12 protein-coding genes and 1 pseudogene are annotated in these 13404 nt (G+C 65.8%); 2 read left to right on the forward strand and 11 right to left on the reverse strand.

All coding sequences use genetic code 11. The features are described 5' to 3' along the window. From ACN4E0_RS01380 to ACN4E0_RS01400, 5 genes and pseudogenes are all read right to left on the reverse strand, one after another. Window positions 1-468: pseudogene (locus tag ACN4E0_RS01380) on the reverse strand (chlorophyllide reductase subunit Z); the annotation flags it as partial. Then, entirely contained in the window at window positions 465-1988 is a 1524-nt protein-coding gene (gene bchY / locus ACN4E0_RS01385) for a chlorophyllide a reductase subunit Y (RefSeq protein ID WP_419564737.1), read from the reverse strand. The pseudogene ACN4E0_RS01380 and the gene bchY, both read right to left, overlap by 4 nt. Before the next feature lie 3 nt (window positions 1989-1991). Next, window positions 1992-2978 carry a chlorophyllide a reductase iron protein subunit X gene (locus ACN4E0_RS01390; protein WP_419564739.1) on the reverse strand — a complete coding sequence of 329 codons (987 nt, stop codon included), beginning with the start codon at window positions 2976-2978 and terminating at the stop codon, window positions 1992-1994. Further along, window positions 2975-3910 carry a chlorophyll synthesis pathway protein BchC gene (gene bchC, locus ACN4E0_RS01395; RefSeq protein ID WP_419564742.1) on the reverse strand — a complete coding sequence of 312 codons (936 nt, stop codon included), beginning with the start codon at window positions 3908-3910 and terminating at the stop codon, window positions 2975-2977. Before bchC ends, ACN4E0_RS01390 begins: the two co-directional genes overlap by 4 nt. 122 nt (window positions 3911-4032) lie before the next feature. After that, on the reverse strand, window positions 4033-5163 hold the full coding sequence (locus ACN4E0_RS01400) for a methyltransferase (protein ID WP_419564745.1): 1131 nt from the start codon (window positions 5161-5163) through the stop codon (window positions 4033-4035). Window positions 5164-5247: 84 nt separating this feature from the next. On the opposite strand from ACN4E0_RS01400, the gene crtD reads away from it, so the two are divergent. Continuing rightward, window positions 5248-6786, forward strand: a complete 1539-nt coding sequence (gene crtD, locus ACN4E0_RS01405; RefSeq protein WP_419564867.1) for a 1-hydroxycarotenoid 3,4-desaturase CrtD — start codon at window positions 5248-5250, stop codon at window positions 6784-6786. Between the two features lie 119 nt (window positions 6787-6905). Further along, window positions 6906-7622 (forward strand): hydroxyneurosporene dehydrogenase, encoded by a 717-nt coding sequence (locus tag ACN4E0_RS01410; protein WP_419564748.1) that lies wholly within the window; start codon window positions 6906-6908, stop codon window positions 7620-7622. Here ACN4E0_RS01410 and ACN4E0_RS01415 read toward each other — a convergent pair. The 6 genes from ACN4E0_RS01415 to ACN4E0_RS01440 form a co-directional block, all read right to left on the reverse strand. Beyond that, window positions 7572-7757: a hypothetical protein gene (locus ACN4E0_RS01415; RefSeq protein ID WP_419564750.1), complete on the reverse strand. Its 186-nt coding sequence runs from the start codon at window positions 7755-7757 to the stop codon at window positions 7572-7574. The two genes, ACN4E0_RS01410 and ACN4E0_RS01415, sit on opposite strands and share 51 nt — an antisense overlap. Before the next feature lie 2 nt (window positions 7758-7759). After that, window positions 7760-8647: an alpha/beta fold hydrolase BchO gene (bchO, locus tag ACN4E0_RS01420; protein WP_419564753.1), complete on the reverse strand. Its 888-nt coding sequence runs from the start codon at window positions 8645-8647 to the stop codon at window positions 7760-7762. Next, complete coding sequence (locus tag ACN4E0_RS01425; protein WP_419564756.1) at window positions 8644-10323, reverse strand: magnesium chelatase subunit D; 1680 nt, start codon at window positions 10321-10323, stop codon at window positions 8644-8646. The genes bchO and ACN4E0_RS01425 overlap by 4 nt, the downstream gene beginning before the upstream one ends. Next, a complete protein-coding gene (gene bchI / locus ACN4E0_RS01430) occupies window positions 10320-11321 on the reverse strand; it encodes a magnesium chelatase ATPase subunit I (protein ID WP_419564759.1) in 1002 nt (333 codons plus the stop codon). Before bchI ends, ACN4E0_RS01425 begins: the two co-directional genes overlap by 4 nt. Window positions 11322-11360: 39 nt before the next feature. After that, a complete protein-coding gene (locus tag ACN4E0_RS01435; protein WP_419564762.1) occupies window positions 11361-12638 on the reverse strand; it encodes a DUF3422 family protein in 1278 nt (425 codons plus the stop codon). Between the two features lie 166 nt (window positions 12639-12804). Then, on the reverse strand, window positions 12805-13185 hold the full coding sequence (locus ACN4E0_RS01440; protein WP_419564765.1) for a fibronectin type III-like domain-contianing protein: 381 nt from the start codon (window positions 13183-13185) through the stop codon (window positions 12805-12807). Between the last annotated feature and the right edge of the window lie 219 nt (window positions 13186-13404).

The raw sequence follows: 13404 nt of genomic DNA on the forward strand, positions 1-13404 counted from the left end.
GGGCTTCTCGCCCTCCTTCAGCTGCTTGCGCTCGGGCACCTTCTTGGGTCCGAACTCGGTCCACAGCCAGCTCAGCGCGCGGTCGGCGCTCTGCCACTGATCCTCGTCGATGGTGCGCGGCAGGAAGCGCTTGATATTGGTCCCTTCGGGCGTAACCCCGCCGCCGATCATCTCGGCGATCGACCCGGTGACCACCACGGCGGGCAACTCCGGATCGAGCGTCTGCCACGCGCGCTTCATCGCGCCCTCGGTGCCGGTCTTGCCGAGCTCTTCCTCGCCGAGCCCGGTGACCACGATCGGCAGCTCGTGCGGCGGCAGCCCGTCGGTATAATGCAGCACGCTGGTGACCGGCAGGTTCTCGCAGCCGACCGGCCCGTCGATGACGACCTGCAGCCCCTTGACCGCGGTGAAGACGTAGACCGCGCCCCAGTAACCGCCGGCGCGGTCGTGATCGAGGACGAGCGTCATGTGCCCACCGCCTCGGCCGCCTTGCGGGCCGCTTCGTTGAGTGCTGCGTATTTCTTCTTGAACTGCGGGCGGTCCTGCGGGGTGTCTTCCCACACACCGGCAGCATGGTCGGTGCCGACGCCGTCGAAGAACTCGCTCATCCTGGCCATGCGGTCCTTGTTGGCGAGCGCACCGTTGATGACCTGTGCCAGGCTGCCTGCACCCGCCGGGCCCATCAGCGGGCGGGCCGAGATCAGGTTTGTGAAGTAGAGCGCCGGAATTGCCCGCTGCTTGGCATGCTGGACCACCGGAGTCGTGCCGATAGCGAGGTCGGGGCCGAATTCATCGACCGCGGCGATGTCGTCCTCCAGGCTGGCGCGGTAGTTGACGCGCACGCCCTTCGCCTCGAGCCATTCGCGATCCGGATCAGACCAGCGCGTCTTGGGGCAGGCTGTCCCGACATAGGGCACGTCCGCGCCGCTTTCGATCAGCAGCCGCGCGACCAGCAGTTCGGAGCCTTCGTAACCCGAAACGGTGATTCTGCCCCGGATGGGGGTGGCGGCGAGGGCACCACGGATAGCGGCGACAAAGCGGTCCTTTGCGTCATCTACGCTGCTCTGTTTGATACCGCAGGCCGAGCCGATGGCGTCGAGCCACGCCGCCGTCCCCTCCGCGCCCACCGGGGCGGAACCGACGACCGAACGACCGGCCGCTTCGAACTCGCGGACACTGGCCGTGTAGAACGGATGGATGGCTGCGACCGCCGCGCAATCCAGTGCCGAGTAGAGCTCGCGCCATTCGCGCGTGGGAACGACCGGACCTGCCGCAAGGCCCAGTGGCGCCAGCATCATGCCGATGCCAACCGGGTCGGCCGGGAACATCTCGCCCAGGAGAGTCACGGTAGGCCTGTCCGATCGTTCGCGCGGTGCTGCGACGGGGCCGGCAGCGGCCTCCTCGCGCGCATAGGCGAGCATGGCGCCCGCCAAGACGTCCTTCGCTTCGGCATGGGTTGGAATGCCGAAGCCCGGGACGTCTATTCCGATGATGCGCACACCGTTGATCTGCTTTTTGAGCAGCCGCAGCGGAACACCGCTCGCAGTGGGCACGCACAGATTGGTGACGACGATCGCGTCGTAGTTCGCGGGATCGGCGAGATTCTCGACCGCTTCCTTGATGTCCTCGAACAGCTTGCCCGTGACCAGCGTTTCGGAGTTGAACGGAACGTAGCCGACGGTCCGGCGGGCGCCATAGAAATGCGAGGTGAAGGTGAGGCCGTAGACGCAGCAGGCCGAGCCGGAAAGCACGGTCGCCGTGCGCCGCATCCTGAGGCCGACGCGCAACGACCCGAAAGCCGGGCACATGCTCTGCGGCTGGTCGTGCGGACCGACGGGATAGTCTTCCGCGTAGCGATCGAGAACGTCGCTCTTGCCCGCCTTGCGCGCCGCGTCGCGCATGGTCTCGGAATTTGCGCAGCCACCCTCGTCGGCCTCGCCCACGTCGAGCCTGTCGCGCTCACGCACCGGGGTGCCGAGGTCGGTCATTCCTCAGACCTCGTCATAGATGACCTCGAGACTGGCTTTCGGTTCGAAGCTGCCGCCGCGCATGTCGGCCTGGGTCGCCGGGACGAGCTTGATGTCGCCTCCGGTCTCCTCCGGGGAGAACAGGCCAAGCAACCCGTCCTGGTCGAGGGGAGTGGGCTGGCGCGGCGGCGCCTCGGCGACATTGGTGGCGAGCTGCTCGAATAGCCCGCCCCACTGACCGCCGGGGGTGCCGATGATCTGGTAATTGGCCGATTTGCGGCGAATGTCCTCGTTCGCGGGGATCGCGGTGAGCACCGGAATGCCGACCGCTTCGGCGAAGCCCTGCGCCTCGCCGGTGCCGTCGTCCTTGTTGATGATCATGCCCGCGACGCCGACGTTGCCGCCCATCTTGCGGAAATATTCGACCGCCTTGCAGACGTTGTTCGCGACATAGAGCGACTGGAGGTCGTTCGAGCCGACGACGATCACCTTCTGGCACATGTCGCGCGCGATCGGCAGGCCGAAGCCGCCGCAGACGACATCGCCGAGGAAATCGAGCAGGACGTAGTCGAAACCCCAATCGTGGAAGCCCAGTTTTTCCATCAGCTCGAAGCCATGGATGATCCCACGACCACCGCAGCCGCGACCGACTTCGGGGCCACCGAGTTCCATCGCGAAGACGCCGTCGCGCTGGAAGCAGACGTCCTCGATGGTCACCTCCTCGCCGGCGAGCTTCTTCTTCGAACTCGTCTCGATGATCGTCGGGCAACTCTTGCCGCCGAACAACAGGCTGGTGGTGTCGCTCTTGGGATCGCAGCCGATCAGCAGGACGCGCTTGCCTTGCTGCGCCATCATGTAGCTGAGGTTGGACAGGGCGAAGCTCTTGCCCGATCCGCCCTTGCCGTAGATCGCGATGATCTGCGTTTCCTTCTTCACCTCTCCGGTGTGCACGGGGTCCGGCTCGATCGCCGCCTCCTCGCGCAGGGCCGTATCGGTTTCGAGCATCGTCATGCGATTTCTCTCCAGTCGAGAACCATCTTGAGGCAGTCGGGATCGAGGAGCGCGTGGGGATAGGCCTGCTCCGCCTGGTCCGCGGGCATCACGTCCGAGACCAGTCCGTCGAGCGCGAGATCGCCCGACTCGATCATCGCGCGGGTCGATGCGAGGTCGTCCGGCCCCCATTCGGCGGCGACACGCATGCGCGCTTCGGCCTGGAATGCAGGGGCGAAGGCGAAATTGAGGCGATTGGCGTAGAAACCGGCGAGGACGATCTCGCCCCCCTTCGCCAGCTTGCCGACCAGGGAGTCGAGCCCGTCGGCAAAACCGCTGACGTCGTAGATCGTGCGATAGTCGCTCCGCGTATCGTCCTTGGGGGCGATAACCTCGTATCCCCGCGCGCCCTGGCGGCGGCATTCCTTGTTGTCCCAGACAGTCGGCGGCGGCGCTCCCGCCGCGATCGTCAGCCTCGCAAGCAGCCGCCCAAGCACACCGTGCCCCACGATGAGGTCCGGCGGGTTGCCCGCCGCGAGAGCATGATGGGCCGTTGCGGCCAGCGCGAAGAGGATGCCGTCGACGCCGAGCGACTCGGCGATCGGGAAGGCGCGGGCCGAAGGAACCACCAGCGTGCGCGCGGTCCCGCCGAACAGGCCACGGGCATCGGTGTAGCAATTGGCGCCCGGGACGAAGACCCAGTCGCCGATCCTGCCACGCACCTGGTCGCCTGCATCCACGACGCGGCCGACCGTTTCGTAACCGGGAACGAGCGGATAGCCCATGCCGGGGAAGCGCGGCATTTCACCGGTCCAGAGCAATTTCTCCGTCCCGCTGCTAATGCCGCTCCAATGGGCTTCGACGACAAGGTCTGAGGGACCTGGCGGAATCAGGTCGAGCGTCCGGAGCGCCAGGCGCCGCGGTGCCTCTACTATGACTGCCAGTGCATCCATCTCGCAGGCCCGTCCCCCTTATTGTTGGTTGACCCGACGCCAGCGCACGAAGAGGTGCATTGGCGCAGTGTCACCTTAGGCCTTTAGCCCTAAGTGTCAATCCAACATTACAGTTTAGATTGTCAGGCAATAGCGACAATAAGCGAGGTTATCACCGGAAGGTTGGTGCCAAGCTTGCGCCAGGATCGAAATCCGGCTTGTTCGATCATGGTGCCGATTTCGTCGGTGCGGCGAGGGCGCCCGCTTTGCATGGCCCATAGATAGAGGCCGAAATAGGCCTCGCCCATGCGCTCGGCCCCGGCGACGCCCGCCATCGGCTCGGCGATCACGAGAGTGCCTCCGGGAGGCAGGGCTGCATGGACCGCGCGGAGGAGGGCGATCGCCTTGTCGTCATCGTGATCGTGCAGGATGCGAACCAGAGTGATGCATTGGTAAGCCGCCGGGAGTGGGTCGGTGAAGAAGTTGCCTGGGTGAAGGGCGAGGTGGCCGGCAGCCGAGTCGACCTCGGCTTCCCGAGATCCCTTCGAGAGCACCTCGGGAAGATCGAATATCCCCACCCGTTTGTCGGGGTACTGCGCCAGGACCTTTCCGGCGAACACGCCCAGGCCACCGCCGACATCAAGAATCGTATCGAAGTGCTTCAGCACCCCACTGACAATTACCTGATCGGCGACCATTTCCTGGGAGGAAGCCATCAATGCGCTGTACTCGCCCGCATCGATCGCGGGGTTTGCATAGTCCCAGAACCGTGAGAGATGGGTAGGCCCGACCGGGCGATTGCGCAGTAGCTCGAGCGGCTCGGCAAGGTCGCGATAGAGCAGGGCGTGGTGCCTGATCATGGCTTGCGCGCCGGGATTGGCGTGGAGCGCAGCGCCCTGTTCTCCGAGCATCCAGCACTCGTCGCCGACGTCTTCCACGAGCTCAAGAGCCTGCGCCGAGCGCAGCAGGCGTTGCGCGGCATCGACCTGCATCTCGCATGCGGCGGCTATGTCCTTGGTCGCGATCGGGCCGCGTGCAAGAAGGTCGATCAACCCGGCCTCGACGGTTGCACGCAGGATTTGCGTGTAGGCGAAGCCCGCTACCAGGTCGAAGAGCGCGGCCGAACGCCGTCGTGCTACCGGGCGCAGGAAAGGATTGCGCGCGGCGTGTCCTTGGAAACTCGGGCTGCCGATGACGGCATTTCGCAGGGCAATCCAGCGTCGCCGCAGCCGAATGCGAAATTGACGGAATTCAGAGGCCTCACCATCGCCCATATGTCCAAATGATTGGACATCGTGTATGTAAAGGTCAAATGTATTCGGCGAAGGGAGTGATGTGTGTCAGGTCGCGTCGTCATCGTGGGAGCGGGAATGGGCGGGCTGGCCAGCGCCGTCCGGCTGGCTGCTGCGGGCGTCGACGTGGTCGTGGCGGACAAGCTCGCTCATGTCGGCGGGAAGGCCCGCCAATTGCCGGTGGAGGGCGTGCCGGTCGACGCCGGTCCGACCGTCTTCACGCTGCGCGACGTCTTCGACGACGTCTTCCGGTCCGCCAGCCGACGTCTCGACGATTATGTGACGGTGAACCAGGCATCCGTCATCGCCCGCCACGCCTGGAGACCCGACGACAGGCTGAACCTATATGCCGATCCCTTGCAGAGCGAGGAGGCGATCGGCGACTTCGCCGGGTCAGCAGCGGCACAGGGATACCGGACCTTCCGGAAGGAATCCGCCCGGATCTATTCGATCCTCGAGAACAGCATGCTGCGCGCCGACAAGGTCAGCTGGCCGCTTCCGTTGATGTGGCGCATCGGCCTGTGGCGCGTCGGCGATCTGATCGCGATCCGTCCCTACGAGAGCCTGTGGAAGGTTCTTGGCGAACATTTTGCGGATTCGCGTCTGCGCCAGATGTTCGCGCGCTACGCGACCTATTGCGGCTCGTCGCCCTTCGCCACACCGGCAACTCTCATGCTCATCGCCCATGTCGAAGCGCAAGGCGTGTGGCTCATCGACGGCGGGATGAACTCGCTTGCAAATGCCCTGAGGCGCGTGGCCGAAGAGCACGGAGCACGCTTTCGTTTGGGCCAGGCGGTCGATCGGATCGTCGTCGAACGCGGACGCGCCTGCGGAGTGGTCCTTGCCGATGGCGATCGGATCGACGCCGACGCCGTGATGGTGAACGCCGATCCTGCGGCGCTGGGATCGGGCGCGTTTGGAGCGGAGGCGGCACGCGCGGCATCGCCGATGAAGCCGGCGAACCGCTCGCTATCGGCAATGGTCTGGCTGGCCCGTACGCGCACCAACGGCTTTGCCCTATCCCGCCACAATGTGTTTTTCTCGCCCGACTACCGCCGCGAATTCGCCGACATTGGTGCGGGCTGCCCGCCCGCTGACCCAAGCGTATACGTTTGCGCGCAGGATCGGGGCGCAGCCGGCAGCGAACCCATCGATGGCCGAGAAAGGCTGCAGATCATCGTCAACGCCCCCGCCAATGGCGATACGCACACCTATTCATCCAAGGAGAGAGAACGATGCACCAGGGCCATGCAGCGCAGCCTCGCCCGATGCGGGCTGGAGCTGGAGGAAGCCTTTCCGCATACGATGGTGACGCCGAACGAGTTCGCGGACCTTTCGCCCTCGACCGGAGGAGCGATCTATGGACGGGCCTCGCACGGCTGGGCGGCCTCCTTCCTCCGGCAGGGCACGCGGACGTGGATCCCTGGGCTCTATTGCGCGGGTGGAAGCACCCACCCGGGAGCGGGCGTGCCGATGGCCGCCTTGTCCGGGCGCCTCGCGGCACAGCAGGTGATGCGCGACCTCGCTTCGATGAGGCGATTCCACCCGGTGGCTATGGCTGGTGGTATGTCGATGCGATCAGTGACGACGGAAGGCACGGGCTGACGATCATCGCCTTCCTGGGGAGCGTATTCTCCCCCTATTACAAGCGAAGCGGACGGCACGACCCGGTCGATCATTCGGCCCTCAATGTCGCCCTCTATGGCCCGCGCGCGCGCTGGACGATGACCGAACGCGGCCGCCGCGCGGTCGAGCGGGAGAGCGACGTGCTGCAGATCGGGCCAAGCGCGGTGTGCTGGACCGGCGACGCGCTCGAAATCCACATTGAGGAGCGCGACAAGCGACTTGGCGTGCCGTGGCAACGGAGGGTCTGCGGCCGCGTGCGGGTGATCCCCGAGGCACTCAACCCGACCGGCTTCGCGCTCGACCCCGGCGGTCGGCACAGCTGGCACTGCATTGCGCCGCGGGCTCGCGTGGAAGTGACGATGGAAAAACCGGGCCTGCGATGGTGCGGGGCGGGGTATTTGGATTCGAATTTCGGCAGCGAGTCGCTCGAAGAAGGCTTTCGGGTCTGGCACTGGTCGCGGGCACACACCAGGCGCGGTGCGGCGGTCTGCTACGAAGGCATTCGGCGCGACGGCACGGCCTTTGCGAGCGCCTTGCGCTTCGAGCCCGATGGCACCCCGGTGCAGGAAGACTTGCCGCTGGTAGCCCCGCTGCCGAACACGCTCTGGCAGATGGAGCGCAAGACGCGGGCAGATCACGGGTCCGCGGGCGTCATCAGGACATGGGAAGACGCACCGTTCTACGCCCGATCGCGCCTGCATTCGCGGCTGTTCGGGGAGCAGGTCACGGCGGTGCAGGAAAGCCTCGATCTCGACCGCTTCTCCTCACCGATCGTCCAGTTCATGCTCCCCTACCGCATGCCCCGTCTCGCTTGACTCGCGCTTCTTCTCTTCGCGGTCACGGGCGATCTCGCGGTTGACCGACCACAACTGATAGACACTGAAGCCGAGCGCGATCACGGCGGTGAAGATGATCTCGACCCAGCCGAAATGATCCGAAAAACTGCCCACGGTCAGGCTCCCTCTGTCTCGACGATCGCGTGCTGCGCGGCGAAGTCCTGGACAAGCTCGACTGCCCGACGCGGTGCTTCCTCGTGGGCGAGGTGGCCCAGGCCTTCGAATCCCACCAGACGGCAATCGCGCAGCAATCGGCATGCGTCTTCCACCGACGACAGGGGTACGGCGCTATCGTGGGTCCCGTGTGCGAGCATGACCGGGGCGTCGATTGTCGGCAGCCGATTGGCCAGCGCCGCGAGATCCCAATTGGCCATCATTGCCAAGGCGCCTGCACAGTGTTCGCTGTTTCCCAGCAGGGTCGCATAGCAGCGCAAGCCCGTGGCATCGATCCGCGACTGCGTCGCGCGGTGGAGGAAGCGCTCGGTCTCGCCGGAGCCGCGCGCCATACGGGCGAAAATCGAAGGCACGAAGGGATTGACGAACAGCACTTTGGCGAGCGCGGGGAAGAGGCGCGCGGCGAGGCCGGGAAAGGGCATCAGCGCGGGGCTGAAGCCGATCGTCGGGCATGACGAGCGCACGGTCATCTGCAGCGCGATCGCTGCACCGGCCGAGTGACCTGCAACCAGTGCGGGCTGTTCGCCGAGTTCCTCGACCAGGCAGCGCACTGCGTCGGCAACAGCGGGCAGGGTGGGACCCTTCGACAGCCTGCCGGACGTAAAGCCATGGCCAGGCAGGTCGGGCACGATGACGGTGAACCTCTGGGCCAGCGGACCGAGCATGTCGCGCCAGCTATGGGTCGATGCCCCGGTGCCGTGGAGCAACAGGAGGACGGGGCCCGATCCGGCGATCTGCACGTGCCACCGTAATCCTGCTGCCTCTATGAACCGGCTCGTCTCGCGGTTGGGCCAATCGCGGCCCTCGCGGTCCCAGCGCAGCGCGCTCAAGCTGCCTGCGGCGAAGGACGCGCCGCTTCGACTGCCCGCCGGACTGCCGAGGCGTCCGCAACCGGAAGCGGCAGGTAGCGAGCGCGCATGGTGCGCGCGAGCGCCTCGGCTTCGGGCCGCGGCCGTGGCGCTATGTCGAGTACAAGCGCGGCAACGCCCCGCGTGGCGACTGCACGAGCGGCCACTTCCGCATCCTCGCGGGCCTGCGCGCGTCCCGGGATCCCGTCGGCAGCGATATTGGCGCTGCCATCGGTGAGGAAGACGAGAAAGGGTGTGGCGCCGTGCGAGGCGACGGTTTCGGCCAGCTTGCGCGCTGCCGTAATTCCCGAGGCCAGCGGCGTGCCGCCCCCTCCCGGCAAGTCAGCGAGTGCTCTCCTTGCGCGCGTCAGCGAGCGGGTCGGCGGCAGCAGCAGGTCCGCGCCATGGGCGCGAAAGGCGATCAGGGCCACCTCGCTCCGCGTGATATAGGCCTGCGCCAGCATCAGTTCGACTGCCCCCTTGGCCTCGGCAAGGCGAGCCATTGCGGCAGAACCCGAGGCATCGACGCAGAAGATGGTGACGGCAACCGACCGGTCCTCGAAGCGCCGAACCCTGAGATCCACCTTGCGAACCAGAAGGCCGGACGCGGCGGCTTCGCCCGCTTCGCGTCTGCGCAGCGGCTGCCAGGGGACGGCCGCGCGTAGCGTGTCGATCAGTGCCAGACGCGCGCCGCCCCGGGGCATTCCAGGCCTTGCTCCCAGCGGTTTCCCGCGCAGTTTCGACTTTGCCCTGCGCCCGCCGCCGCTGCCGTTCGATCCGCGACGCGCGGCCCCGTTGGCCAGCCGCGCCAACAGATCGGCGGGTATTGCCGCCACGACCGCCTCGAGGATCCTTTCCTCTGCGGACTCCGACCTTCCGCTATCGTCCTCACCACCCTTGGCTTGCGCATCGGAGGATTGTGGCTCCGGCTGGCTTTCTTCCTCAGCCTCGGGAGCCGGCGGAAGACGCGTCGCCCTCGGAGCGAGCACCAGGCGGGCCGCCGCGCTCAGGTCCTCCTCGGCAAGGCTGGATCGACGGTTGAGCGCGGCATGCGCTCGCGCAGCCGTCAGGGCAAACATGAGCGCTCTGACCGACCCTATGCCGAGGAGGGTTGCGAGCCCAGCCAAGGTTGCCAAGGCCTCACCCTCGCCGGCTTCGACTTGTGCGACCGGCAATGCGGCCGGCGGCGAACGGACGGGCGCGAGGCGCACCCCGGTCAGATCGATCGAAAATGCCACGCGCTCTACCAAGGCCGAGGGCGGGGCCTGTTCGTCGCCGATACCGTCGTCGAGCAGGACAAGGCTGAAGCCACCATCGCGACCATCCATTGCCTGCGCCATCCGCCCGGCAATGGCATCGTTCAGCCGCTCGGCGCGCTGCACGAGCAAGACGCCGCCGCGCGCTTCGGCCAGCAAGCCGGCGTGCCCAACGCTCCGCCCTGCTGCAAGGCTGGCCGCGAGATCGATTCCTCCTAGCAGACGCTCGTCGTCGATGTTCGTGGGCAGGCGACGGACCGGCATCGCCTGTTGCAGCCGCTCGACCAGTGGCTCGCGTGCAGGACCGGGGCCGCGCAGGACCAGCCCGCCAAGTTGACTGGGCGCAACGAGAAACAGGTCGAGGGCGAGCGAGGCATCGTCGAAGGCCTCGCCCGTACTCATCCAAACAGCACTGAAATTGCTCGCTCGATCCGGACCGTCGAGCCGACTTCGTCGAGGACGTCGCGGCGCAACCGGTGGCGCAGCGCCATCGGCGCCACTTCGAGGAGATGCTCCCTGCGCACGGATTTCGCGCCATTGAGCGCGGCGAGTGCGCGCGCCGCCCGCATCAGCGTGAGTTCGCCGCGCAGCCCATCGGCACCGACCGCGCGGCACAACTCGGCCATGTCCGCCATGACATCGTCGGGCACGTTCAATGAGGTGAGTTTCTTCTGCCCACGCGCGATCCGCCTGAGGACCTTGTCGTCTTCGGCCTCCCAAGAGGCCGCGAAGCTGTCCGGGTCGGCCTCGTGTGCCGCACAGCGCCGCATGATCTCGACGCGCTGCTCGATTGCATCGGGCGTGCGCACTTCGACCGAAAGACCGAACCGGTCGAGCAGCTGCGGACGCAACTCCCCTTCCTCAGGGTTCCCGCTGCCAATGAGGACGAACTGCGCGCGATGACGGACTGACAGCCCCTCGCGCTCGACCAGGTTTTCGCCCGATGCGGCCACGTCGAGCAGCAGGTCGACGAGGTGGTCCTCGAGCAAATTGATCTCGTCGATATAGAGGAACCCGCGATGCGCTTTGGCCAGCAGGCCGGGCTCGAACGCCTTTTCGCCAGCGCGCAATGCGCGTTCGAGATCGAGCGCGCCGAGAACGCGATCTTCGGTCGCGCCCAACGGCAGGTCGACGAAGGGCACCGCGACCTTTCGTTTGCGCTGCGAGCTGCAGGGGTCCGGGCAGGTCCCGCGCTCGTCGGGGCGGCAATGGTAGCGGCATCCTTCGGCGATGGTCATCGGCGGGAGCAATGCGGCCAGCGCGCGTGCGGCGGTGGACTTTCCCGTGCCCCGGTCACCGAAGACCATCACGCCGCCGATAGCGGGATCGGTCGCCGCAATCAGCAGCGCCAGCTTCATCTCGTCCTGCGCGACGATTGCCGAGAATGGGAACCGGGCCATGTGTCAATCCTTCTGGACGGATCGGTTCGTCTGGACAAGTTACTTGTTGGGCGGGCTCCGGAGAACGCGCTTCTTGACCAGCGAGGTCGCGAGCCAGACGCCCAGCAGGACGGGGATGACGAGGATGCCCACAATCGTGTTCGACTCCCCATCCAGAACGCCTGGCGGAAGGCCATCCAACGCCATCTTGACCAGCCCGAGCGCATAGTAGCTGAGCGCCACGACCGAGAGCCCTTCGACGAGCTGCTGCAGGCGCAATTGCATCGAGCTGCTGCGCTCCATCGACGCGAGGAGGTCCGCGTTCTGGCTCTCGATCCGGGTTTCGACGCGCGCTCGTAGCAATGAGGACAGCTGCTCCGCACGCACAGCCAGTTCGCGCAGGCGCTCCGTGCTGGCCACACAGGTATTCATGGCAGGGTGAAAGCGTCGCTGGGTAAAATCGTCGAGCGACGAGAAACCCTCGATCGCTCGCGGGGCGAGCTGCTCCAGCCGCTCTTCGACGATCTGGGCGTAAGCCTTCGTCGCGTCCATGCGGAATTGCATGGCAGTGGAAAGGCTGACGAGTTCGAGCGACAGACTGGAGAGCGCGTCGAGCAAGTGATCGTCGGGCTCCGCGCTGTTGGCGACGCGGTTCGAAAGGTCGCGCAGGCTCGCCTCCGCCGCGTTGAGATGCGGCCAGGATTCGCGCGCCAGCGGCAGGCCCAGGAGGGCGCGATTGCGATAGTTGCCGAGCTCCTGCAGTTGTTGCAGCGTCCTGGTGAGATCGCTGGCGTGCGTGTCGTTGGCGGCGACGACCAGCAGCCCGAAACCGTCTTGCTTGATCCGGAAATCCGACCACACCCGCATCTCGCCCGAGCCGACGTAGCATGACACCAGTTCGTCCCGCTCGAACTCGATGCTGGCGACAATGCGTTCCGCCTCCGCTTCGTTTGCAACCAGAAGGATGCGGGTACTCCTGACGATTTCGCCCGGGAGCGATCTGGCCCATTCGAGGCCGATCCGCAGCGCCTCGTCATTTTCGAGTTGGGGGTGGGGCGCGGCTGAATCGCCCTTCAAAAAGTAGGTCAGGCTGCTGCCTTCGCTATGACGCTCCCAGACAAAGCGGAGGCCGCTCGCCGCCCAGCCGGACCGGTGAGAGGGGGCGAAGCCGGCGTCTTGAGGGTCCGACTTTGACTCGATCGCCGCCAGTTCCTCGGCACGATCGTCGTCGGAAACCATCACAACCCACTGCAGGATCGTGCTGGGAACGTCGACTGCGGGCCATCTCCGCAGATGCATTTCCGAGACAGCTACCTTGCGGAGTTCATGGTCGCGCATGGGTCCCCTCGTTTCCTTCGTCGGGATGGCGACCCTATCGGTTTTGGATTGCAAGCGAAACGAGTCGTTGAATTGGCCTTCCTGATGGCCGGTTCTCTTGTCTCTGGACGAAGTCAAATGCGCGAGGTGAATCCTGCGGCACGCGCCGCCGAGCGATTCTCTCACCTCAGGGGTTCAGGAAGCTTTCGGGAAGCACGACATCGACTGGCTCGCCGAGCGCTTTGGCCGAGGTGCCGAGGGCAAAGCGATAGCGACCGCCTCGAATGTGCCTCCGGTCTTCGTCCCAATCGGCGAGGAGGCGCGGGTCGATTTCTAGCGTGACAGTCCGGGTTTCGCCGGGGTCGAGTTGGACGCGCTGAAATGCGGCGAGGCGCCGGAGAGGCCTGCCTGGGGGCAAGAAACCGCTGCGCGAAATATTCAGGATTTGTGCATTGCCGTGATCGGGTCCCTGATGAACCCCGACCAATAGATTGATGCTGTGACGCGGCTCCCCGCGCTTGGGTTCGGAGGTCTCGGCGCTTTGTCCCAGGATCGCACCTGCGCTCATAGGTCTCACTCTGACAAGGAGATGAGATGCCTGCAACCTCCCTATTACGTCATGACTGAAGTAACGCCGTGTTTTCACCTTCCGGCGTCAGCCACTCTCCAACAGTTGGGGGAACCAATAGAGGTATCGAGCAGACGATTGCTTCGTCCTATCGGTCTCGATGACTGCCGCATAGAATCCGTACTAGCTGATTGACCACTTCCGGTAGAAAGCCGCCCG

Source organism: Qipengyuania sp. (assembly GCF_048550555.1).
GTDB lineage: Bacteria > Pseudomonadota > Alphaproteobacteria > Sphingomonadales > Sphingomonadaceae > Qipengyuania.